The 23645-nt window shown below is 65.5% G+C and carries 18 protein-coding genes; 9 read left to right on the plus strand and 9 right to left on the minus strand.

Going from position 1 to position 23645, the window contains the following annotated elements:
• From KF833_21415 to KF833_21435, 5 genes are all read right to left on the minus strand, one after another.
• Positions 1-327: hypothetical protein (locus KF833_21415; GenBank protein MBX3747874.1), on the minus strand; the 327-nt coding region annotated here is incomplete at its 3' end.
• Positions 328-384: 57 nt separating this feature from the next.
• Positions 385-987, minus strand: a complete 603-nt coding sequence (locus KF833_21420) for a hypothetical protein (protein MBX3747875.1) — start codon at positions 985-987, stop codon at positions 385-387.
• A 22-nt stretch (positions 988-1009) separates the two neighbouring features.
• A complete protein-coding gene (locus KF833_21425; GenBank protein MBX3747876.1) occupies positions 1010-1252 on the minus strand; it encodes a hypothetical protein in 243 nt (80 codons plus the stop codon).
• Between the two features lie 126 nt (positions 1253-1378).
• On the minus strand, positions 1379-2557 hold the full coding sequence (locus tag KF833_21430) for a tyrosine-type recombinase/integrase (protein MBX3747877.1): 1179 nt from the start codon (positions 2555-2557) through the stop codon (positions 1379-1381).
• Between the two features lie 449 nt (positions 2558-3006).
• The gene (locus tag KF833_21435) at positions 3007-4098 is read right to left on the minus strand and encodes a dienelactone hydrolase family protein (protein ID MBX3747878.1); all 1092 of its coding nucleotides are present in this window, start codon (positions 4096-4098) and stop codon (positions 3007-3009) included.
• 112 nt (positions 4099-4210) lie between these two features.
• Between KF833_21435 and KF833_21440 the strand changes: the two genes are divergently transcribed.
• The gene (locus KF833_21440; protein ID MBX3747879.1) at positions 4211-7897 is read left to right on the plus strand and encodes a VCBS repeat-containing protein; all 3687 of its coding nucleotides are present in this window, start codon (positions 4211-4213) and stop codon (positions 7895-7897) included.
• Positions 7898-7924: 27 nt separating this feature from the next.
• Here KF833_21440 and KF833_21445 read toward each other — a convergent pair whose 3' ends face one another.
• Positions 7925-8983, minus strand: coding sequence for a MerR family transcriptional regulator (locus tag KF833_21445; GenBank protein ID MBX3747880.1), 1059 nt, complete (start codon positions 8981-8983; stop codon positions 7925-7927).
• Positions 8984-9244: 261 nt separating this feature from the next.
• On the opposite strand from KF833_21445, the gene KF833_21450 reads away from it, so the two are divergent.
• The 6 genes from KF833_21450 to KF833_21475 all read left to right on the plus strand — a co-directional run bounded on the left by KF833_21450 (position 9245) and on the right by KF833_21475 (position 16156).
• The gene (locus KF833_21450; protein ID MBX3747881.1) at positions 9245-10258 is read left to right on the plus strand and encodes an RNA polymerase sigma factor RpoD/SigA; all 1014 of its coding nucleotides are present in this window, start codon (positions 9245-9247) and stop codon (positions 10256-10258) included.
• A 163-nt stretch (positions 10259-10421) separates the two neighbouring features.
• The gene (gene crtI, locus KF833_21455; protein ID MBX3747882.1) at positions 10422-11969 is read left to right on the plus strand and encodes a phytoene desaturase; all 1548 of its coding nucleotides are present in this window, start codon (positions 10422-10424) and stop codon (positions 11967-11969) included.
• Positions 11966-13480, plus strand: coding sequence for an aldehyde dehydrogenase family protein (locus KF833_21460; protein MBX3747883.1), 1515 nt, complete (start codon positions 11966-11968; stop codon positions 13478-13480). The genes crtI and KF833_21460 overlap by 4 nt, the downstream gene beginning before the upstream one ends.
• Entirely contained in the window at positions 13477-14313 is an 837-nt protein-coding gene (locus KF833_21465; protein MBX3747884.1) for a lysophospholipid acyltransferase family protein, read from the plus strand. The genes KF833_21460 and KF833_21465 overlap by 4 nt, the downstream gene beginning before the upstream one ends.
• Positions 14310-15482, plus strand: a complete 1173-nt coding sequence (locus tag KF833_21470) for a glycosyltransferase (protein MBX3747885.1) — start codon at positions 14310-14312, stop codon at positions 15480-15482. Before KF833_21465 ends, KF833_21470 begins: the two co-directional genes overlap by 4 nt.
• A gap of 302 nt (positions 15483-15784) precedes the next feature.
• Entirely contained in the window at positions 15785-16156 is a 372-nt protein-coding gene (locus KF833_21475; protein ID MBX3747886.1) for a hypothetical protein, read from the plus strand.
• 131 nt (positions 16157-16287) lie between these two features.
• Here the strand turns inward: KF833_21475 and cysK are convergent, their stop codons facing one another.
• Positions 16288-17283 (minus strand): cysteine synthase A, encoded by a 996-nt coding sequence (gene cysK / locus KF833_21480; protein MBX3747887.1) that lies wholly within the window; start codon positions 17281-17283, stop codon positions 16288-16290.
• Between the two features lie 36 nt (positions 17284-17319).
• On the opposite strand from cysK, the gene ruvB reads away from it, so the two are divergent.
• Together ruvB and KF833_21490 are read left to right on the plus strand one after the other, a co-directional pair.
• A complete protein-coding gene (ruvB, locus tag KF833_21485; GenBank protein MBX3747888.1) occupies positions 17320-18444 on the plus strand; it encodes a Holliday junction branch migration DNA helicase RuvB in 1125 nt (374 codons plus the stop codon).
• A 134-nt stretch (positions 18445-18578) separates the two neighbouring features.
• Positions 18579-19004, plus strand: a complete 426-nt coding sequence (locus KF833_21490) for a nucleoside-diphosphate kinase (GenBank protein ID MBX3747889.1) — start codon at positions 18579-18581, stop codon at positions 19002-19004.
• A 209-nt stretch (positions 19005-19213) separates the two neighbouring features.
• Here the strand turns inward: KF833_21490 and KF833_21495 are convergent, their stop codons facing one another.
• A complete protein-coding gene (locus tag KF833_21495; GenBank protein ID MBX3747890.1) occupies positions 19214-21250 on the minus strand; it encodes a hypothetical protein in 2037 nt (678 codons plus the stop codon).
• A gap of 354 nt (positions 21251-21604) precedes the next feature.
• Positions 21605-23224, minus strand: coding sequence for an IS1634 family transposase (locus tag KF833_21500; GenBank protein ID MBX3747891.1), 1620 nt, complete (start codon positions 23222-23224; stop codon positions 21605-21607).
• Positions 23225-23645: the final 421 nt, after the last annotated feature.

The raw sequence follows: 23645 nt of genomic DNA on the forward strand, positions 1-23645 counted from the left end.
GCGACCGACGAGCTCAGTGAGGATGCGGTCGAGCTCCGCGATGCGCGTCCGGCAACCAGCCTGGACATCGCCATCGGCCGCGAAAACGTGGAGCCGGGCGAGAGTATCGAGGCAGGCGCGGGCGTAGAGTGCATCCAGGACCTCGCCCGGCTGCCAGGGTGGAGGCGGGTCGCCGTCGAAAATCGCCCCGTCTCCGGCGACGGCGGCGCGCCTGAGCGCGATGACGAGACCCTCCGCCCCCTCCCCAGGCGGGATGGACAGCATCGACTCGTCGATCTCGATGGGTTCGGGCTTGCTGGGCCCGCCCGCAGGCGGTAAGGCAGGCATGTCTGGTTGGTTTCCTGGACGGCCCCCAGTTGGCGCTGAGGGCCGTCCGCTTTTCGATCAGGACGCTCTCAGCTCGCGGATCATGGCCACGGCGCGCTTTTCGCTGAACTTGCCGAGGCGTGCCATTTCGCAGATGATTTCTGCAACCTCTTTATTGGACAATTCGCACTTGCGGGGGAAGCCCAGGCCCTTTTCCAGCATCTCCCACTTGGGGCCGCGGGCCTTCCGGCGTCTGCCCATCCGGGCGAGCTGGGTATCCAGCGGCACCAGGCATCGTCTTTTGACGTCCACGGCGCGCCGGAACTGGGGTACAGTGAGATCGCGCCAGGGCACCAGGTCGTGCTCCTCGATTTCGCTGGCCCCGTATCGGAGGACCGGGATGGGTTTGCTCATGATGGGGATCCGCTGCGGGGCCGGTATGTCCAGCCAGTCCCTGGCATTGGCGCTCATGCTCAGTAGGATGCGGGCGGCGTTCTCCGGATCCCCGTCGCATCCGACTCGATAAATCTGGGCCAGGAGCTCTCTGTCGACGGCGCCGCCGCACATCTCCAGCCCGCGCTGTATACACTGTTCGGCGTCCAGTCCGGGCAGCACGATGTCTCGTGCGATTGCGAGCATCTCGTCTACTTTTTCGTCGAGGATGGTTTTTTTCTCGGTCATGTTCGTTTGTTTTTTTGGGGTTTCACAGTTTCCCGGTCGCGAACCTCGTCTGGAGTTTCTCCACGTCGCCGCGGTGCCAGAGATAGCTGGCGCCACCCACCCGGCTGCCGGTGGGGCGCACGCTGCGCACCCTATGGCGCCTGAGCCACAGCATGACGGTGCGCCGGGAGGGCGGGGGCTGGACCAGGCCCTTGAAGAGCCGGAGGGCCTCGGCGGTGGTGAGATACACGGCTCTTGCGGCCGGGGGAGAGTCAGTAGTCTGCATGTCAGCCGCCAGACTACCACAAAAACCGCCAAGAATGTCAAACCTGTGTAGAGTCCGTCAAGTATAAATCCACAAAAGTCCGATCTGCCTGAATCGCTGTCGTTTACCAGCGGAAAAGCCGCCGGCTCATGGCAGCAGGCCGAAAAATTTCTCGGTGTCCGCCGCCGAAACCCGCCCCACGTAGTGCTCCCGCAGCATCTTCTCGGAGTTCCCGCCTGCCATGGCCGTGTCGGCGAAGCTGCCCAGCCGCTTGAGCAGGAAGCTGAGCCCCGTGTGCCGGATGGCGTTGACGGGCCAGTCTATGAACCCAGCCGCCTCCCGCACCCGAACGAACGAGCGCTGGTCGTAGGCCAGATCGCGCTGGCCATGAGCGTCAGCCCACTTCAGCCAGGCGATCAGGTTCGGCTGAAGGTCCACGACGCGGGCCTTGCCCGGCTTGGTTTGCCTGCCCTCCAGGCGCACGGTTCCATCGGCGAGGTTGAACTGCCCCCACGTCAACCGCCCCAGCTCCGCGTTGCGGATGCCGGCGAACAAGCCGACGGCGAGATAAGGCACCATCCGGCCACCGTCAGTCTCCTGGGCGGCGCGCAGCAGGGCCTCGGCCTGGGCCACGGTCAGGAGGGTGGGCTCTTCGAGTTCGCCAACCTCGACCTTCACCACGCTCACCGGGTTGGACTTGATCCAGCAGCGGGGACGCTCCATGCACCAGCTCATGAGCCGGGAGAGGACGAGACGGTCGTTGGCCCTGGAGCGGGCGGAGACCTGACGGCTGTTCAGGAGCCGGTCCACGTCGTCCGGCGTGATCTCGTGGATCGCACGGTGCCCGACCCGGACCCGGAACTTCTCCAGGCGCGTTCGGAGGTTCTTCCTGGTCCTGTCGCGCAGCGTGGGCGTCTGGTTCACCCAGGTCTGGAACTGGTCCATGGCGTCGCCGAAGTATACAACGACCGGAACGAGCTGGCCCTCGGCGCGCATCCGAAGCCAAACGTCTACGGCACCGAGGAGGCTGCCCGGTCCAGCCTCCGCCTGGGCGAGCTTGACCCAGGCGGCTTCCGCCTCCGAAAGCTGTTCCCGCGTCAGCGAGGTGGCCCGCAAGGATTCCGGCTCCGGTTCCGCTTGAAGATGTTCGCGCTCCAGTTCGCGGCGACGCTCCAAAGCCCGGGCTTCGCTGGGGTAGTTCTCCCGCACCCGCCGGCCGTCGGCGCTACCCTGCACCCTCCAGACGAGGTCACCGCTGGGGTTCCGAAACCGAACGACGCTGAAGCCGCTCTTGCGGGGCCGGCCTCTGCCAGGGGTCGCTGTCATACCCGCAGAGTACGACAAAGCTGATTTTATGGCAAATCAAATGGCAAATCCCAAAGGCAAATGCGGCTTTTGCTGGGATTTCAGGGGATTTTCACCGACTTAGCAAACCGCCGCCTTCAGCCACTCGGCCACCTCTCCGTCGCCTTCGGAACTGTGCTTCGCAGGACCGCTGTCCTCCTGACCGTCAACCGGTTCCGCACAAGGGAGGGCACTTTATCAGGTCGCCGGACGATGTCGAGCCCCAGCCTGTTCCACACGGCCAGCCGTTCAGCCGTTCGATGCGTTATTGCCAGGGCATGCCTGAACTTCGCACCGTGGCTTCTTGCGCGGCGACTCGAAGGCCGTCGCCCGGGTCGATGGCTCAGACCATGGACAACCCGGCAGAGGTCGCGCCCGAATCGCCCGCGAAGCCACCCCGGGCTCCCCCCATCCCGGAACGCCCAATCCCTTCAACGAAGGTAGGCCCTCAACCATGCCTCCATCCGCTCCACAGCCACCGGTGGCACCGAGTGGCCCTGTCGATGATTGAACAAACCCAGGCGTGCCATCGGTCCGTAAAGGCGGTAGATCCGCAGGGCCGCGTCCATAAAGGGCCAACTGGCGTCCCCGTCCGCCGATTCTCCGCCAATCAGCAGGAAGGCCCGCGGCGCCACCAGGGCCAGCAGTTCGTGATGCTCCCGTTCGAAGCCCGCCTCCCGGATTCCCGGCCCCAGGTACCAATCGTCGTGCCAGTTCGAAAACCGCGTTCCAATGCCGCCCTCGCTGCTGACCGTCGCCCGGATCCGCTCATCAAAGGCCGCCAGGTACAGCGCCTCCTTGCCGCCCAACGAGTGCCCCACGCACCCCAACCGTGCCGAATCCACTTCTGGCAGCGACGCCAGCACATCCACCGCCACGAGACCGTCCAGCAGCATCCGGTCCATCCCTCTCGCCCCAGGGTGACGCTCAAGAAATCGTCGCGCCTGACCCGCCGCGTCCATGCTTCGATTCGCGGTCCACAGGAAGTTGCGCGGCGAGAGCGTGACGTACCCCTGCTGCGCCAGGCGCAGTCCAAACGCCTTCTCCGGCTCCCCCTCGATCCCTGCCGGCTGCAGGATCGACTGCCGAACCGTCGAGTGGAACACCACCACGCCCGGACGCGGCGAATGCCCGTCGCCCGGAAACATCAGATACGCCTCCACCTCCTGATCCGACTCCACCGCATACCGAATCAGCAGTCGGCGCACCCCGTTGGGACGATCCTCCTCCAGCACGCTCCACCGAGGGGCTTCACGCGCCGGCCCCCCCGCCAAATGCCGGCGCGAAAGGGGCCCCAGGAACGTCAGCCAGCGGGATCGCAGCCCCTGCCGTCGCGCTTCCCAGTCCAGCCGCATGTCCTCCAACGTCCCTGCCTCCTCCCGCAGCAGTGGCGTCAGAACGTGCCCGTGTTCCGCCACGAAAGCGGGTGGACGTTGCACCGTGTCCAACCAGGCCACTTCGTGATCCGCCGCAGCCGCCAGCCAGGTGGCCAGCCCAATTCCCAGTCCGAGAGATCCTCGCATGCGCATCGCCATCGATACCCGCTTTGGGGTCCCGGAACCAAGACCTCCCCTCCGGGGATTGAGAGCCGTTCCACGGTTGGTCCCCCCGCTGGTTCTCTGGTAGCAACGTCCCATGCCGCCGTTCGTCCGCCCCTGCTTCCTGGCCATGGGCCTGTATGCCCTGATCGCCCAGGGAGGTGAAGCGCCCCAACTGGACTGGATCGAGGGCGACGGCTACCGGCGCCTTCCTCTGAAACCTTCGACCCAGGGAACGGGCTTCACCCGCCTTGCCCCTGCGGATCTGGGCATCACCTGGACCAACTACTGTTCACCCGCCCGATACTCGCGTCGCCAGAACCTCATGAACGGTTCGGGTGTGGCTCTCGGCGATTTCGACGGCGACGGCTGGTGCGACATCTACTTCTGCAACCTCGAAGGCCCGAATGCCCTCTACCGGAATCTGGGCGGCTGGCGGTTCACCAACGTGACCGAACAGGCCGGCGTCGCGGCACGCCACCTCCTCTCAACCGGCGCCCTGTTCGCGGACTTCAACGGCAACGGGCTTCTCGATCTGCACGTGACCTCCTTCCTGGGGCCGGACGCCCTCTTCCTGAATCAAGGTGACGGCACCTTCACCAACGTGATCGACCAGGCCGGGATCTCCATCCCGGGTGCCGCAACCTCCTCGGCCGCCGCGGACCTGAATGGCGACGGCTGGCTCGACCTGTATGTGGCCCGCTTCGCGGTGGAGGCGTTCCTTCGTGACGGTGCGGCCATCGCCACCCGCATGGTCGGTGGCCAGCCCGTGGTCACCGGCCGGCCCGGCCGCCGCCTCCAGATCCTGAACAACAAGCTCTACGAAAGCGGCGAACCTGACCTCATCTTCCTCAACCAGGGAGGCGCCCGCTTCGTCCCGATCTCCTGGCCCGACCATTTCACTGATGAACAGGGGAAACCGTTCCCCGCCGCGCCCCCGGACCTCGGCTTCACCGTCCAGTTGCGGGACATCAACGGCGACGGATTCCCAGACATTTTTGTCTGCAACGACTTTCAAACGCCCGACCGCATCTGGATCAATGATGGCAAGGGCCGGTTCCGCGAGGCCCCTTCCCTGGCCATCCGCAATATGAGCTACGCCTCCATGGGCGTGGACGTCGCCGATATCGACCGGGATGGATTCCTCGATTTCTACACGGTCGAAATGCTCCCCGTGGACCACTTCCGCCACATGACCCACGTGGTTCGCGGCGCCGATCCCGACTGGCGTCGTCCCAGGGATCCATTCTACCGGGACGAATTCTCGCGCAGCATCATGGCTTTGAATCGCGGGGACGGCACCTACGCCGAGATCGGCTGGTACTCCGCCACAGCAACCAGCGACTGGTCCTGGACGCCGATCTTTCTGGATGTGGATCTCGATGGATACGAGGACCTGATCATCTCCAGCGGGTATCCCCACGACGTCAACGATCTCGACGTCGCCGGCGGTGCCGGGCGCGGCGAGGGCCGGCGCTTCAATGACTCGTTCGTGGACCAACTCCTGCGCTATCCGCCCCTCGACTCACCGCACCTTGCCTGGAGGAACCGCGGCGATCGCACCTTCGAAGACGTCAGCCGCGAGTGGGGTTTCGATTTCAGAGTGGTCACCCACGGAATGGCGCTCGCCGACCTCGACAACGACGGCGACCTCGACGTCGTTGGCAATTCGTTCAATCACGCCCCCCTGATCTGTCGCAACGAAGCCACCGGTCCCCGCATTGCCGTGCGCCTGGTCGGACAGCCGCCCAATACCCATGGCACCGGGGCCCGAATCCGCGTCCTGGGCGGCCCTGTGCCCGTGCAGGAGCAGGAAATGCTGACCGGAGGGCGCTACCTCTCGAGTGACCAGCATCAACGCACGTTCGCCACGGGCACCAACACCTCCGGCCTCTCCATCGAAGTGCGCTGGCGGGACGGGACATTCTCCCGCGTTTCCCGAGCCCTCCCCGACAACCTCTACGAAATCCACCAGTCCGGAGCCCGGCCGGGTCCCTCACCTGCCACCCCATCCGAAACCCCTTCCCCGCACTTCGTCCCCGTCGCCGTCCCGCCTGAAATGCTCCACCACGACCCGGATTTCGACGAGTTCACCCGTCAGCCCCTGCTGCCCTGGCGCCAATCCTTCCAGGGACCCGGAGTCCTCTGGCTCGATGGCTCGCACCAGGATGATGACCGGGTCCTGATTGGCAACGGACGCGGAGGCATTCCGCGAAGTGCCTTGGTGCGTCCCACTCCGACCGGCCCCGAAATGGGTCCGGACCCGATCGCCTGGGGCACCGAAAGCCCGGACGACACACTGGGCCTCCTCGCAGCGTCCTTCGTCGAAGGCACCACCACGGTCCTCCTCGCCACGGCCAACTACGAATCGGCTTCGCCCGGCCACCCCGCCGTCCTGCGGTTTGACCGGACTGCCTCCGGTTGGAGCCCCGGACCTGCTCTGCCGGGCGGGAGCAGCAGTCCCGGGCCGATGGCGGTCGGGGATATCGATGGTGACGGGGACCTTGACTTGGTGGTGGCTGGACGGATGGTCGCGGGTCGCTACCCGGAGGCGGCGGATACCCGGGTGTTCCGCAACGAAGGCGGGCGCCTGGAGGAACTTGCGGAGGCCGGCCGGGCCCTCGCAGGCATCGGCCTGGTAACCGGCGCCCTCTTCGCCGACCTCACCGGAGACGGCACCCAGGAACTCGTGCTCGCCTGCGAGTGGGGTCCCCTGCGCGTCTTTCGCTGGTCCGACGGACAACCGCGCGAAATCACTTCCAACCTCGGTCTCGATCGGGTGCGCGGCGTCTGGCAGGGGATCGCTGCGGCGGACTTCGACGGGGACGGACGCATCGATCTCGTTGCGGGCAATTGGGGACGTAACAGCTACCAGCAGCGGGCCCCCGGCGGTCCTTGGCAGCTGCACTTCGCCGATCTCGAAGGCGACGGCCGGGTGGCCATCGTCGAGAGTTACTGGCATCCCGGCGAACGGGATCAACTGCCCTTTCGCACCCGGGACACTCTCGCCACCCAGCTGCGCTGGCTGCCCGCCGCCTTCCCCCGGCATGCCGATTTCGCCCGGGCCAATGTGAGCCGTCTCCTCGGAGAACACGCCCCGCGCTTCGCCTCCGTCGAGGCCACCACCCTCGCTTCCGTCGTCCTGCTCAATCGCGGCAGTCACTTCGATCTCATCGAACTTCCCCCCGAAGCCCAGTGGACCCCCATCTTCGGCTTCGCCGTGGCCGACTTCGACGGAGATGGCAACGAGGACCTCTTCTGCGTCCAGAACTTCTTCGGACCGCGCGACGAGGACGATCGGCAGGACGCCGGACGCGGACTGCTTCTGGTCAACGACGGAACCGGACGGTTCGCCCCGGTTTCTGGTGCCCACAGCGGCCTGAGGATCCATGGAGAACAGCGCGGAGCGGCCGTCGCTGACCTCGACGCGGACGGCAGGCCCGACCTGCTGGTGACCCAGAACTCCGGTCCACTGACCGCCTGGCTCAACAGGACGGGACAACCCGGACTTCGCGTGCGCCTGCAAGGCACCGCCGCCAATCCCGATGCAGCCGGCGCCCAGCTCCGACTTCTGCGCGACGACGGACCCGGTCCTCTGCGGGAGGTGCGCCTCGGCAGCGGGCGATATTCCCAGGATTCCAGGATCCAGATCCTCGGCGGGGTGACCCCCGGAACACGCCTCTGGTGGCGATTCCCCGGCGGCGCTCCACAAAATGCCCCAATCCCCGACCGGGCCCGGGAGATCGAACTGTCCGACAAGGCCGGACTGCGCCTCGTCAGGTAGACCTCCCCAAGACCGCCACCCAACCCGTCAGTCCGTTCCCTCCATCCCGGATTCCCGCATCTCCTCGAGCACGCCCCGCAGCTCGTCGAGGTCGCCGGGACAAATGGCCCGTATCTCCTTAAGGAACGGTCCATAGGAACGGGAGGCTCGGCCACCCACCACTATCTCCGCCTCGGGCGGAAGCAGCTTCCGGAGAAGCACCATTTCGCCCCCTAACTGCGGGTCATCCGACGGATACACGAGGCTGAGCAGGACCGCCGAAGCCCGGTTCTGCTTGCAGGCGCCGGCAATCTCGGCCGCCGGGAGGCTCGACCCGAGGTAAATGGTCCGCCATCCCAGGTTGCTCGCCAAAGCAGCCACCATCACCGCCCCCAGTTCGTGCAACTGCCCGGCGGGAGTCCCCACCACCGCCCGCGGGGCCGTGTCCGATAACGCAAAAGGACGTCCCGTTCGCACCAGAAAATCGCGTATGGCCGCAGAGGCGAAGTGCTCATGCGCCGCCGCAATCTCCCCCCTTTGCCAGCGCTCGCCGATCTCCCGCGCCAACGGACATACAATTCGATGCAGCAACCCGCTGTACCCGAAGTGCATCGCCCCCTGCTCCATCGCCTGAACGAGTCCATCCGCATCGTATGCCCGGATTCGTTCCATCGCCGCCTGTACCAACTCCCGGGAAGCCCGCCCCTCCGCCCCAAGTCCTCGCTCCTGCCCCAATGCCCCACCCCATCGCTGCCCTCCCTGGGCCGGATGACCATTCCCGCCCCGGCTCTCCCCGGTCCCGTTCGCATCCCCCCCCGCCGAACCCGACGTCAACCGCACCAAACGCTGCAGATCCTCCAGGGGCAGCTTCGCGATAATCCCAATCTTGTGCCCCGCCTCCGTCGCCAATCCCAGTAACCGCAATCGCTCCACCTCGTCATCGGTATACAATCGACGGTTCGTCTCCGTCCGGGCCGGCGTCACTGCCCGATAACGCTTCTCCCACACGCGGATCACGTGGGGACTTAAACCCGTCAGGCGGGAGACGACCTGGATGGGATGCTGAAGTTGAACCACCGCGGTACTATAGACAAAGGATAGACGCATTCAATGGCATTATTGACACAGCTTTATCGAATAGACGCATGCCCTAACCCACAGCGGTTGATCTGGACCCTCTTCTGGGCCATTGCGTCCACCGTTTGTTAAACAAACAATTGACAAAGCGCACTGCATAGACAAAACATAGACGTGTCTAACCCATGGGGAAAAATGTTGAACAGAGGTTGGCTCTCCGTGGTCTAGGAAAGGGTACGCTGAATCGGATCGGTTCAGTCCTTTATTGGCGAAGCATCGAATCGAGAGGATATGGGAATGAAGAAAACACTGAAAAGGGTCGGTCCCAAAGGTTCCATCGACGCAGCAGCCCGTCGCACCCCTCGTGAGGCGCCCCGAACGTCGCCTCCGATCCACAAAGATCAGCCCCCCCAGGATCCATCGCTGTCCGCGCCCCTTCCGAAGACCAATCCCATCGAGTCCGTCCCCCGCGAATTGGGCGTCCGATCACCCCTCGAACAGTACCTCCGCGAAGTGTGCGAAGTGCCCCTCCTGACGCCCGATCAGGAGGTGGAATTGGCCCAGCGCATTCAGAAAGGCGACCAGCGCGCCAGGGAACACATGATCCGCGCCAACCTCCGGCTGTGCGTCAAGATCGCCCGCGACTACGAACACCATGGAGTGCCCCTTCTGGACCTCGTCAACGAGGGCAACATCGGCCTGATGAAGGCGGTGGATTACTTCGATCCCACCAAGGGAGCCAAGTTCTCCACCTACAGCTCCTGGTGGATCAAACAGGCCATCAAACGGGCGGTGGCCAACCAATCCCGCACCATCCGCATCCCCATCCACCTCCGAGACCGTATCGCCCACTTCTGGCGCGCCCATTCCCGCCTGCATGACGAATTGAAGCGGGAACCGACCGACGAGGAGATCGCCGACGAGTTGGGCCTGCCCATGAGCCGGATCAGGAAGATGCGCCGGGCCATGCTCAGCACCATCTCCCTTGATGCCCAACTCGGAGATGACGACAGCAGCACGATCTCCGAGGTGATCGCCGATGAACGGTCGAGCACCGCTTATCAGGACCTCGAACAACGGACCAGGACGGACCTGGTTCGCGAACTCCTCGACCGCCTCAACGACCGGGAACTGACGATCCTCCGCCAGCGTTTCGCCCTAGAGGGAGGTTCGGAAAAAACCCTCGAAGAGGTCGGTGTCCTGTTCAACCTCACCCGAGAGCGCATCCGCCAGCTTCAGAACATCGCCCTCACCAAGCTGCGCAAGTGGATCGAACAGCGGGAGGCGCTCCCGGATGCGGCCTGATCCCCCCCAAGCCCCCCCCTACCAACCCTGCTCGAATCACCGCCGGTGGACCATGACGGGTCCCCGGCGGTGATGTGGATATCGACAGAAGATCGGGAAAAGCGCCTCATGGCGGCAGGCCCGGGCAGTGGTTCATCTTCCTCCGGGGGAATCTTCATTTTCCATGAGCAAGGAAATCACCATCGTCGGGGCGGGGCCGGGCGGCCTCGCTGCCTCCATTCTGCTGGCCGCGAGCGGACAGCGCGTTCAAATCCTCGAGAGGCTCCCCTCCGTCGGAGGTCGCACGTCCGCCATCGAATCGAACGGATTCCGGTTCGACCTCGGTCCGACCTTCTTCCTCTATCCGCAGGTGCTTCGAGACATCTTCGCCGCCGGTGGGGCGGATCTGGACAAGGAAGTGCCCATGGTGCGGCTGGACCCGCAGTATCGCCTGATCTTCGGAGGGGGCGGCGAACTTCGTTGCACTCCCGATGTGGCCGAGATGGAGCGGCAGATCGCCGCCATCGCACCCGGCGACGCCCCGCGATTTCGCAACTTCCTGTCTGAAAACCGGACCAAGATGCAGGCCATGCTTCCCTGCCTGCAGAACCCCTTCCCCGGATGGAAAAGCCTTCTGAGCCTGCGGCTGCTGCGCATGCTTCCCATGATTCGCCCCCATCAGTCGGTGGATACCTACCTTAAGCGGTTCTTCCACGACCCCCGCATCCGGCTGGCCTTCTGCTTCCAGTCGAAGTACCTCGGAATGTCCCCGTTCCGTTGTCCCAGCCTCTTCAGCATCCTTTCCTTCCTCGAATACGAACATGGTGTCTTCCACCCCATCGGCGGCTGCAATGCCCTCAGCCAGGGAATGGCCCGCCTGGCCGAACGCCTCGGCGTCCGGATCCGCCTGAACGAACCCGTCGAGGAAATCCTCTTCGAAGGCCGCCGGGCCGTCGGCGTAAGGACCCGGCAGGCCCGCTACCGTTGCGATGCCCTCGTCATGAATGCCGACTTTGCACGCGGCATCTCGCGGCTGGTCCCCAACGCCCGCCGACGCCGGTGGACGGATCAACGCCTGGCCCGCAAGAAATACTCCTGCTCGACTTTCATGCTGTATCTCGGGGTCGAGGGCCGGTTCGATCTGCCTCATCACAACATCTACATCGCCGACGACTACCGCCGAAACCTCGAGGACATCGAGTCCCGCCACGTCCTCAGCGAGGATCCCTCGTTCTACGTGGAAAACCCCAGCGTCACCGATCCCACCCTCGCGCCCCGGGACCATTCGGCCCTCTACGTCCTTCTCCCCGTCAGCCATCAACATCCCAACATCGACTGGTCCCGCGAACGCTCCCGCTTCCGCGAACTGGCCCTCGACCGAATCAAGGCGGCGGGTTTCGACCTCGCCGGCCGGCAGATACGGTTCGAGTCAATCCTCACTCCGGCGGACTGGGAGAACCGTTACGAAATCTACCGCGGGGCCACCTTCAATCTCGCGCATACCCTCGACCAGATGCTCCATCTGAGACCCCGGAACCGTTTCGAGGAGTTCGATGGCATGTACCTCGTCGGCGGTGGCACCCATCCCGGCAGCGGCCTTCCCGTGATCTTCGAAAGCGCCCGCATCAGTTCGCGACTCGTCCTCGAGGATCTGGGAGTGTCCCCAACCTGGGCCACCTCGGAGGATCGCCTCGAAACACCTCTGCCGGGAACCCAGCCCCTGTCGGCGTGAGTCCCCCCAAGTCCACCACCCGCAGACTGCCCCCGCCGTCTCCTCAGATGGAGACCGCCGTGGTGGCCGCCTTCGCCGCCGCCCGCAATGCCCAACGCCTCTGGGCCCATCGCCCGCTCCCGGAACGCCTCACGGTGCTGCGACGCTTCCGGGGCCTCCTCGCCCGCCAGGCAGTCCCGCTCGCCGCCACCGTTCGCAGACCCGTCTGCGAAACCCTCACCGCTCAACTGGTTCCCCTGGCCGATGCCTGCCGGTTCATCGAACGAACGGCGTCGGCAATCCTTCGTCCCAGACCGTTGGGAGTCGCCGGTCGCCCCCCCTGGTTGTGGGGGGTGCGCTCCGAGGTGAGAAGGGAACCGCTCGGCGTCGTCCTGATCCTGACGCCCTCCAACTACCCCCTCTTCCTTCCAGGCGTCCAAGTCCTCCAGGCCCTGGCCATGGGCAATGCCGTGGTCCTCAAGCCCAGCCCGGAAGGCCAGTCCGCCGCCGTGGCCCTCGCCGAACTCCTCACCCAGGCCGGCCTCGATCCCCGCCTCCTCGGCCTGTTGCCCGTGGCCGTCGAATCGGTCGGTGCCGCCATCCAGCGCCATCCCGACAAAATCCTCCTCACCGGTTCCGCAGAGTCCGGCCGCTCGGTCCTCAGGGCCGCCTCCAGCCACCTCATCCCCTGCACCCTGGAACTGTCCGGCAATGACGCCGTCTTCGTCCGTTCCGACGCCAGCCTGGAACGGGTGGTCGAAGCCCTCCTCTTCGGCCTCCGCCTCAATGACGGCGCCACCTGCATCGCCCCGCGCCGCGTCTTTGCCCACCGATCGGTCCACGCCGAACTGGAAAGCCGTCTGGCCACGGCTCTGCCTTCTCTGGCTCCCATCCCGATCGCCGAACGGCAGCGTGAACGGTTGGTGCCCCTCGTCCTCGCCGCCCGCGCCCGAGGCGCCATCCTCCTCGGTTCGGACCGCGTCGGCGAAGACCTGTCGTCGGGTCCGGTGATCGTCTCCCGCGCCACCGTCGGCATGCGACTGATGCAGGAAGACCTCTTCGCTCCGGTCCTCTCCCTGATGGCTGTGGAAGACGATGCCGAAGCGCTTGGGGCAGCCGCCCACTGCCCGTACGCCCTCGGTGCTTCGATCTTCACCCGCGACGTCGCTGCAGGTCTGGACCTGGCGGCCCGGGTCTCCGCCGGCGTGGTCAGCCTCAACGACCTCATCCTGCCCACCGCGGACCCCCGGGTGCCTTTCGGCGGTCGCGGCGCCAGCGGTTTCGGCCTGACCCGAGGGCGGGAGGGCATGGAGGAACTCACCCGGATCAAGGTGGTCGCCGTCCGGCGCGGCCGTTGGATGCCGCACCTGGAACCCGCCAGGGAGGGCGACGACGAATTGTTCGCCGCCTCGCTCGAATGGACCCACGGCACCCGTCTTTCCCTCCGCTGGCGGGCCCTGCTGCGTCTCGTGCGGGCCGCCTGGCGGCGCCGTCATCAACCCTTCGTCCGGCAGGAATCCATCAGCCCATGAGCCTGGCTGCCCGTGCCGTCCCCCCCGATTCACCCCGCCTGCGCGCCCTCTTCGCCGCGTACGCAGGATGGTACGTCTCCAGGCATTTCCACGCCGTCCGGATCAGCAAGGCTTCCCCACCGCCCATCCACGACACCCCCGCACCCCTCGTCGTATTCCTGAATCACGCCTCGTGGTGGGACCCCTTGATATGCCTCCTGCTCTGGGCGCGTTGGTTCCCCGACCGAAGACCATTCGCACCCATCGACGCCGCAGCACTGACCCGCTACCGCTTCTTCGAGCGCCTCGGCTTTTTCGGTGTCGAGGGCGGATCCCCCCGTGGCGCCGCCACGTTCCTGCGCCGATCCGTTTCCCTCCTGCAGCAACCCGGCACCATGCTGTGGGTGACCCCGCAAGGGCGATTCTCGGATGCACGCGAACGTCCCCTCGCCTTCCGTCCCGGTCTCGGACACCTCGCAACCCGCTGCTCCCGCCAACCGGCTCCCTTCCCCTCACCCCCTCCCGCAACCGGTCACGTCCTGAGCCTCGTCCCACTCGCCATCGAGTACACCTGGTGGCACGAACGCCTCCCCGAAGTGCTCGTCCGGTTTGGCCCCCCTGTCGTCCTCCCGCCCGACCAGAAACGCGATCCGGAACTCTGCTCCGCAGCCTGTGAGTCGGCCCTCGAAGTCACCATGGATGCCCTCGCACAAGACGCCCGCGACCGGCGCCCGGAAGCCTTCGTCCCGTTGCTGTCCGGTCGCGCCGGAATCGGCCCGGGCTACGACACCTGGCGCCGCCTCCGAGCCTGGTCCAAAGGCCGCCCCTTCGATGCCAGACACGGAACATTATGATCCTCCCCGCCTGGATCGCCGTTGCCTTGGCCGCCCTCCCGGCCGTCCTCTTCCTCTCCAACCTCCCCCTCTACCGCCGCCTCGGCCGACCCACACCGGCAACCGCCCCCGCCCCTGCCAGTCTGCCCGCAATCTCCGTCCTCATCCCCGCCCGCAATGAAGCCGCCACCATCCAGTCGGCACTCGAATCCGTCCTTCATGCCGCCGGTTCCGCACCCCTGGAAGTGGTGGTCCTCGACGATCACTCCACCGACGCCACCGCCTCCCTCGTCAGGTCCGCTTCGGACCGCGATCCCAGAATCCGCCTGATCCAGGGCCAACCCCTGGCCGAGGGTTGGTGCGGCAAGCAACACGCCTGCTGGCAACTGGCCAATGAGGCCCGACACGATCTCCTCCTGTTCCTGGATGCCGATGTCCGCCTCCTGCCGGACGCCCTGGAACGCCTCGTCCGGCACATGCAGCAGCACCCCCAAATCGACCTCCTGAGCGGCGTTCCCCACCAGCAAACGGTCGGCCTCCTCGAACGTCTCCTCCTCCCCCTGATTCACTTCGTGCTGCTCGGATTCCTCCCCATGCTCGCCGCCCGACGAAGCCGCTGGCCGGCCTTCGCCGCAGGATGCGGTCAACTCTTCCTCGCCCGCCGTACGCCCTACCTCGCCTCCGGAGGACATCGGACCATCCGGACCTCCCTTCACGACGGCGTCACCCTCCCCAGAGCGTTCCGGAATGCGGGTCACTTCACAGACCTCTTCGATGCCACCGACATCGCCACCTGTCGGATGTACCGGTCCGCGTCCGAGGTCTGGCAGGGTCTCGCCAAGAACGCCACCGAGGGCATGGCCAGTCCGGCTGCCATCGTGCCCTGGTCCATCCTCCTCCTGGGCGGACAGGTGCTCCCCTGGATCGTGGCCGGCGTGGCGTCGATGGGAACGGACGCCTTCCGCCTCGGCATCCTGGCCATCCTCCTCTCCTACCTGCCGAGAATCCTTGCCACCCTGCGCTTCCATCAAAGCGCACTGGGCGCACTCCTCCATCCGGTCGGCATCCTGGTCCTGATGGCCATCCAGTGGGTCGCCCTGTTCCGACAATGGCGCGGACAACCCATGGAATGGCGTGGCCGCAGTTATCCCCCGTCGTCCACTCCCATCGGCCATCCTCCCGCCCCATGACGATGCGATCGTTCACCTGCCGCCCGGTGGGAATCGGGTCAAGGTCCCCGCGGAAGGGCGGGACCGGCGCGGCCAGGCCGCGTGAAGCCGGCGCCCTCCATCCTGTCCCCGCGTGCCTGGCCTTGGCCTTGGCCGTCGCGTTGGCCACGGCAGTCGCCCCGGAAACTCACGCGGCATCGCCGGACCCGATCGTTCTCAGGAACTTCGAACTCCAGGACCAGTCGGGTCACACCCACCACACCGAATTTCCACGCTCACGCCCGCTCCTGCTCGTGGTCGGCGACCGCCAGGGGGTCGAGACCGTGGAATCCTGGATCCCCACCCTCAAACAACACTGGGGCGATCGCGCCGATATCGTGGGCGTCGCCGCCCTCCGGGGAATTCCCAGAATGTTTCAAAGCCGCATCGCCGAATCCGTAAGGCGCACCCAACCCCGCCCCGTCCTGCTCGACTTCGACGGCACCGTGACCGGCCAACTCGAATACACGAGGCGCCAGGCCAACGTGTACATCGTCGATGCGCAGGGGCGCCTGCGAGCCCATGTGTCCGGCCCTCCGACCGCCGAGGCGATAGGCGTCCTCCATGCCGCCTTCAATGCCGCCAGTGCCGTCCCAGCCCCGTCAACGGACTCCACCCCGGCTTCGCCAGCCCCGCCCCAGGCACCGCCCCGATAAGAGCCTGTCGGAAAACTGGAAGGGGCCCTGTTGTCCCGGAAAAGGCCGGATGGCGAGGTGCGACGAGGGAGCATCCCCGCCAGTCCCGCGACCGCGCGAAGACCGGGAAGCAACGAAGCCAGCCGGCCTTCTCAGCCTCCCACTTCCGCGCGCGCCTCGGCCGCCAGCGGGGTGCTGAGGTAGCGCTCCCCGGTCGAGCAGGCGATCGTCACGATCGTCTTCCCCTTGTTCTCCGGTCGCCGCGCCACTTCGCACGCGGCCCACACGTTGGCGCCCGTCGAAATCCCGCCGAGGATGCCCTCCTCCCGCGCCAACCGGCGCGCGATGGCGAAAGCGTCATCGTTGGAAACCGGGATGCACTCGGTGATCTGTTCCTCCCCGCCCTCCCCCTTCAGATGAAGGTTCGCCGGCACAAACCCGGCCCCGGTCCCCTGAATCTTGTGCGGCCCCGGCTTCAAGGGCTCGCCCTTCAAGGTCTGACTGATGACCGGCGAATCCTTCGGCTCGACCGCGATCGCACAAAAGGACGGTTTGCGCGGCCGGATCACCTCGTAGCATCCCGTGATCGTCCCGCCCGTCCCCACCGCAGCCACCAGGATGTCGATCTGGCCATCGGTGTCCCGCCAGAGTTCCTCCGCCGTCGTCCGACGATGCACCTCGGGATTCGCCGGGTTCTCGAACTGCTGCGGAATCCACGACCCCGGTATCTCCTTCGCCAGTTCCTCGGCACGCCGGATCGCCCCCTTCATGCCCTCGGTCCCCGGCGTCAGCACCAGCCGCGCCCCCAGCATCGCCAGCAGCGTGCGCCGCTCCAGCGACATGGTCTCCGGCATGGTCAGGATCAACGAATACCCCTTCGCCGCCGCCACAAACGCCAGCGCAATCCCCGTGTTGCCCGACGTCGGCTCGATGATCGTCGTATCGGGCTTCAACACCCCACGCCGCTCCGCATCCTCAATCATCGCCATCCCAATCCGGTCCTTCACGCTCCCCAGCGGATTGAAGAACTCGCACTTCAATAGAAGGGACGTCGAGGGATCCACGCCGAGCGAGGCGGGAATCCGGTTCAATCGGACCAGAGGCGTGTTGCCGACCGTTTCAACGATGTTCTGATAAATGCGACCCATAGAGCTAGGCGAGTTCAGGCGTTGCAACCGATGCGAATGCGAACCATCCCCACCCCGCCGGCGCCCTGCAAGGCCGGATTGGAGCCCCCCACGCCCGCCCAAAACCGCCTTGTCGCCGTCCCCGCCTGCCCGAATCCTCGGCCCGTGTCCGAACGGCTTGTCACTGACGTCCTGAACCAGCCCGACGCGCAGCTCGAAGTGACGCTGCGCCCGGCCCTCTTCTCCGACTTCACCGGCCAGGCCAACGTCAAGGAACGTCTCGAAATCGCCGTCGAAGCCGCCCGCCGCCGCAACGATCCCCTCGATCACCTCCTCCTCAGCGGACCGCCCGGTCTCGGCAAGACCACCCTTGCCGCCATCCTCGCCCGCGCCATGGGCACCAACCTCCGGGCCACCAGCGGCCCAACCATCGAAAAAGCCGGAGACCTCGCCGGACTCCTCACCAACCTCGAAGCCGGCGATGTCCTCTTCATCGACGAAATCCACCGCCTCCAGAAAACCATCGAGGAGTACCTCTACCCGGCCATGGAGGACTTCAAACTCGACATCATCATCGACCAGGGCCCCAACGCCCGCACCGTCCGCCTCAACCTCCCCCGCTTCACCCTCATCGGTGCCACCACCCGCTCCGGCCTCCTCAGCGCCCCCATGCTCACCCGCTTCCCCATGCGGGAACGCCTCGACTACTACACCGCCGAACAACTCCAGCACATCGTCCGCCGTTCCGCCCACCTCCTCGACGTCGAAATCGAATCCGACGGCGCCCTCGAAATCGCCCGCCGCTCCCGCGGCACCCCCCGCATCGCCAACAACCTCCTCCGCCGCGTCCGCGACTATGCCCAGGTCCGTCACGACGGCCGCATCACCCGCGACGTCGCCAACCGCGCCCTCGCCATCCTCGAGATCGACGAACACGGCCTCGATGAAATGGACAAACGCATCCTCGAAACCATCGTCGTCAAATTCAACGGCGGCCCCGTCGGCGTGAACTCCCTCGCCGTCGCCGTCGGCGAGGAACCCGACACCCTCGAGGAAGTGTACGAACCCTACCTCATCCTCGAAGGCTACCTCCATCGCACCCCCCAGGGCCGCGTCGCCACCGAACTCGCACGCCGCCGCCTCGCCCTGGCCCCCTCTCCAAACCAACCCGGTCTCCTCTAAGAGCCTGTCTGAAAACTGGAAGGGGCCCTTCCAGTTTTCAGACAGGCTCTAACCTTTCCAACCCCTCCCGCTCCTCTCCCGAACCGAACCAGGGATTGATCTGCAACGCCGGGTCCGGTACCCAACACGGCGCCGTGTCACAGGAAACCACTCTCGTACTGTTCAAACCCGACGCCATCGCCAAGGCCCTCGTCGGACAGGTCCTCGCCCGCTTCGAAGCCGCGGATCTCCGGATCCGGGGCATCCGGATGTTCCGCCTCGACGACGCCCTCCTGCGCGAACACTACGCCCACATCGCCTCCAAGCCCTTCTTCCCCGAGGTCCAGGCCTTCATGCAGCAATCCCCCGTCATCGCCCTCGCCCTGTCCGGCGACAACGCCGTCAACCGCGTCCGCGACCTCCTCGGCCCCACCGACTCCACCAAGGCCCCCAAGGGCACCATCCGCGGCGATCTCGGCGTCGATGTGATGGTCAACGTCTGCCACGCCTCCGACTCCCCGGAAACCGCCGCCATCGAACTGAAGCGGTTCTTCGACGACCGGGACCTCTTCGACCGCTGATCGGACCCATTCGAAAGACCTCAGCCGTATCCGCCCCGGTACAATCCGGTCATCGATCCATTCCCTCACCAGGCATCCTGTTGCTCCAGGCCCCTTCGGCAAGTGAGCCAGGCCGAACGACTCTCCTTCAAGGAGGCCCTCAACGCCACCCTGCGCCGCTGCCGCACATTTCAGCCCGCGCGCCTCGCCCACGACTTCCAACTCACTCCTTACTCCGCGATCGGATCAAATTCGCGCCTCTGGGGATACTCCGCCAAGCGATAGAACCTTGCCGGCGGCAGGGGCAGCGTAGGATCCTCGATCGTAAGGATCTGCCCCGTACCCGGCCATCGCGTCCCACGGAGTTTCGACCAGCCTCCACCCGGGACCGCGTCGGAATAGGTCACGGCATATTCCCTTCCCTTGAACGTCTGAAAGCTCAGCCGGGGATGAGGAGACCGCTCCACCTCGATGCGAGCCGGGATCGCACGAATCGCGTAGTCATCGTAGGTTCCCGCAGCGATCGCCACGATGTCCCGCACATACGAGGGAATCCGCGCACCCCCACCGTCTCCGCGATCCCCCCAACGCACCACGGAACCGTCGCTCTTGAGGCCCAGGGCATGGGTTCCACTGGTCGCAATGGCAACCACATCGTTCAAATCCTCCGGAATCCGGAGCGCGGGAGCAGAGACCCACCCCCATCCGATCACCCGGCCGTCGTCCCGCAGTGCCAGCGTATGGTCGTCTCCGGCCGCAATGGCCACGATGTTCGTCGCCTCCGGCGGGGGCAGGATGCGGGGGAATCTGCCCCAGCGAGACCACTCCTCCACCGTCCCGTCCCGCTTCAGGGCGACGCCGTGAAACAGACCCGCGGCGATGGCCACGACATTGCTCAATCCAGTGGGGGGCAATGCCGCGAACCCAGTCTCCCGCCCCCATCCGACAACGGTCCCTTCGGCCTTGAGTGCCAGACGATGGTCGCCGCCCGCAGCGATGGCGACCACCCCTTCAAGTCCCTCCGGCACCGGGACATTGGGACGGCTCGCCGGCAATGCCCATGAAACCACGGTGCCGTCCGGCTTCAGCGCCAGGCCGTAGTCCGGGCCCGGAGCCACGGCGATGGCCAGGGTTCCTGGAATCGGCCGGACCAACCCGGCGTCAATGTAGGCAGCGCCCGAGTAACTGCCGACCACCTCCCCGGAAACAGTGATCGCCAGCGTATGCGATTCCCAGATGTCCCCCGCACTGGCTCCAAAACTGGCGACGGCCACGAACGAGTTGGTGGCCAGACGGTACTCGTTGACCCCCGATCGGTTCCCTCCCCAACACACCAATCCGCCTTCGGTATCGATCGCGAACTCCGGCCTCATGCCACTTGCCAGGCGGGCAATGTTCGTGAGTCCGGGCAATCCGTTGAGGTTCAACCGATCGATGATCCGGCCGTCCGACGTGAGCGCATAAGTCGTGTCCATGGCGGCGACAACCGCCTGAACACCCGTGACCCGTGGGAAGCCGGGAGCTCCATTTCCCCATTGCCAGATCGAGCCCCCTTCGACCAGGGCAACGCTGTGGGCGTTTCCGGCGGACACACCGAGGACACCACCCAGTCCCACCTGGGCCGCGACCTGGCCGGAGCTGTTGTACCCCCAAGACCCCACCGTCCCGTCGGAGAATGCCACCACGCTATGCCGGCCCCCACCCGCCACCGAAACCACCTGGCTCATGCCGTCGGGAAACGCGAAGCGGCCGTCCGCACCATTGCCCCATCCGACGACGGTGCCATTCCTCCGCAAGGCAAGGACATGCTGCCGGCCCGCGCTAATCGCCGTCACATCGGCCAAGCCGGCCGGGACTGCAACGGATCGAAACGGCTGGCCCCACGTGACGACCGTCCCATCTCGCCTCAGTGCCGCCCCGAATCCATCCCCTGCGGCAACCGCGATCGCATTGGTGACGCTCTCCCGCACCGCCGTTCTCTCACGCCACTCGAGGTCGGAGCCCCAGGCATCGATATGCCCATCGCTCCTTAACGCCACCACGTGCTCTGTGGCACACGCGATCTCGACGTACCGCTGCGCCGGTTCCAGGTAGGGGACAACGCCCCTCCCCCACCGGAGCAACCGTCCTGGAGGTGCCGACTGCGCCGCCGCCTCGATGGACACCCCGACCATCAACAGCCAGCACAGGATTCGATGACTTCGAAACGTATGGCCCCAGCCGTTGAACGGGTCTCGATGGGATCCACAAGCTGGCGGAAAAACCATGCTCCGCACCCTCACACCCCGCCCCAGCCGAGGCAAGTGGCCAGCCGGAGGCAACGAATCCGGTTTGGTCAACTGCGGATAGAATCCTGCCGTCCGGGGACCCGTTGCATGCACGACCCGGCCGGTCGTCACTCCATCCTCAGCGCCACAACCGGGTCCACCGGCATCGCGCGATGGGCGGGCTGCCAGCAGGCACGGAGCGTCGCCAGGGTCAGGAGAAGGACCACCATCCGAAAGAGGGTCCAGCGATCCTCACCCAGGGCCACCCGCACCCGGAGCTAGCCTAACTTCCTCCTTCGGAGAGCAAAAAGCCCAACGATTCCGAGGATTTCTCGGGCTTGTCGGGCTACAAGGCTAGGGCTGGGGTGGCGTCGAAAAGAGCGGCGCCAACCCCAATTTGTGGAGTTGGGCATTCAGTTGGGCGGGCACTTGGGTGATGAGGGCACGATGCACGTCCTCGCCCATCTGCAAGTGACCGACTCGAATCGTTTGGAGGTGGCGCAGGACGCGTGGGACTTCCTCCGTCTCGCCCTTGGCCCGCCACTCGCCGCCCAGACGCGCACTCAGCCAGTAGGCCAGAAAACACAACCGAACGTGGTTCACCACACGATCGGGCCGTCGATGGTAAACCGGGCGAACTTCCAGGTAACTCTTGAGTTCGCAGAACGCCTCTTCCACGTCCAGGAGACCCTTGTAGTGCCCTAGGACCTGCTCGCTGGGAGTCTTCTCCGTCGATTCGTTCGTGTGCAGCAAATACCATCCGTCTTGCCGGGCCTCCTGCTCGATCACTTCGGTTTTGCGCTCCCACTCCAAGACTCCCTGCTGGTTGACTCGATAGGTGAAGTACTTGTGCGCCTTGAGCCGTTGCAGACTGCGTCCGGCCTGGCTGGCCAGCTTTTGAGCGTCCACTTTCTTGCGCTTTACCGCGGCCAGGCGCTTCAACTCCGCCTCGGCTTTGGCCATCCGGCTCTGGCGGCGCTCCCGGTCGCGTTGCTGACGCCACTGGCCGCCGGCAATGACGTAGCGCTTGGCTTGATGGGTCACTTCCATGAGCACCTGGCGGTCGCCGATCTCCATCTGCTTCTCCAAGGCCAATTCGGCCACCAGGCTCTGCAGAGTCGCGGCCGAGAGGCGGGTCACGTACCCCAGATTGGCCTCGGTCATCGCTTCCAAATTGAGGCGGCTGCTCATGCCCCCATCGAAGACGAAGGTCGCTTCGGCGATGCCGAAACGACGGCGCAGGGTATGAAGCAGGCCCTGGAGAGTCTGGGTGTCGTTGCGGTTGCCGCGCAGAACCGACAGATGCAGGGGAACACCCTCGGGGTCGGTCGCCACGGCCAGGAGGATCTGGGGTCGATCGGCGCGGTGATCGCGGCTGTGGCCGTATCGGGCGAGATGTTCGGGCCCATCGCCCTCGAAGTAAACACTGGTTAAATCGTACAGCACCAACCGCACATCCTGAGGGAAGGCGCGTTGGTAAAGTTGCTTCTCCAAGTGGACCCAATGGCCGTTGAGTTGATCCATCGCCTCGTAGAGGTCGTCCTCGTCGAAGGACTCCTGCGGATCCAGGCCGCAAGCCTGAGCCAGCCAGGTGCCGTCGGCCTGATGAGCCAGGGAGAGCTTGGCGCAGGGAAAGAGGAGGCGACTGTAGATCATGGCCTGGAGGAGGCCGCGTTGGCGTGGGGAGCCGATATCGGCGAAGAGGGTATGGAGGCTGAAGCGGGCCCAGGCGTCGTTGAGAACGGCGAGGCCGCCGTAGTCCAGAGCATGATGCAGCTGCACTTGATCGGCTGGAACGAAGTGTTGGCCTTTGAGGGAGGCGGCAATGAGATCGCGGAGGTGGGCGGGCAGGTCGGTAATATTGCAGACGGTGCGGGAGCGAGGCCCGGATGGGGTGCGGAAGGACTCGCGGACGAGGTAGGAGACGTAGGTTTTGCCGTTCTTACGCGAGGGAGAGGTGGCCTGAACGAACACGGGCTACACACATATTCAGATGTCCATTGGAAGTCAACATCCGAGTTGGATTATCGTCATATTTTACTTGCTACACAATTTGGCAAAACGCCAGCAAAGTCGATGTTTTGGCTCAATTCGGGAGGAAGTTAGGCTAGCCCGCTCGACCTCGCACGACGTAAGCCACCACGGCGTAGAGCCCGGGCTCACCGCGGCGAAGTTCAGTGTTCCGCTCCTGGCCACGCGGAAGGCGCGCCGCGCGGGCCACCATCCCATCACCGCGGTGAAGCCCCGCTTCCGGCCCATTTGCCGCATCGCCAGTCTCAGTTCGTCATCGTCCCAATCCCTTCCGCTGTCGCCTTCCCTCCTCCGTCTTCCGTCTTCTGTCTTCAGGTTTCAGTCTTCAGGTCTCAGGTTTCAGGCTTCATCGATGCCTCTCCCG

The organism is Verrucomicrobiia bacterium (assembly GCA_019634625.1).
Taxonomy (GTDB): Bacteria; Verrucomicrobiota; Verrucomicrobiia; order Limisphaerales; family CAIMTB01; genus CAIMTB01.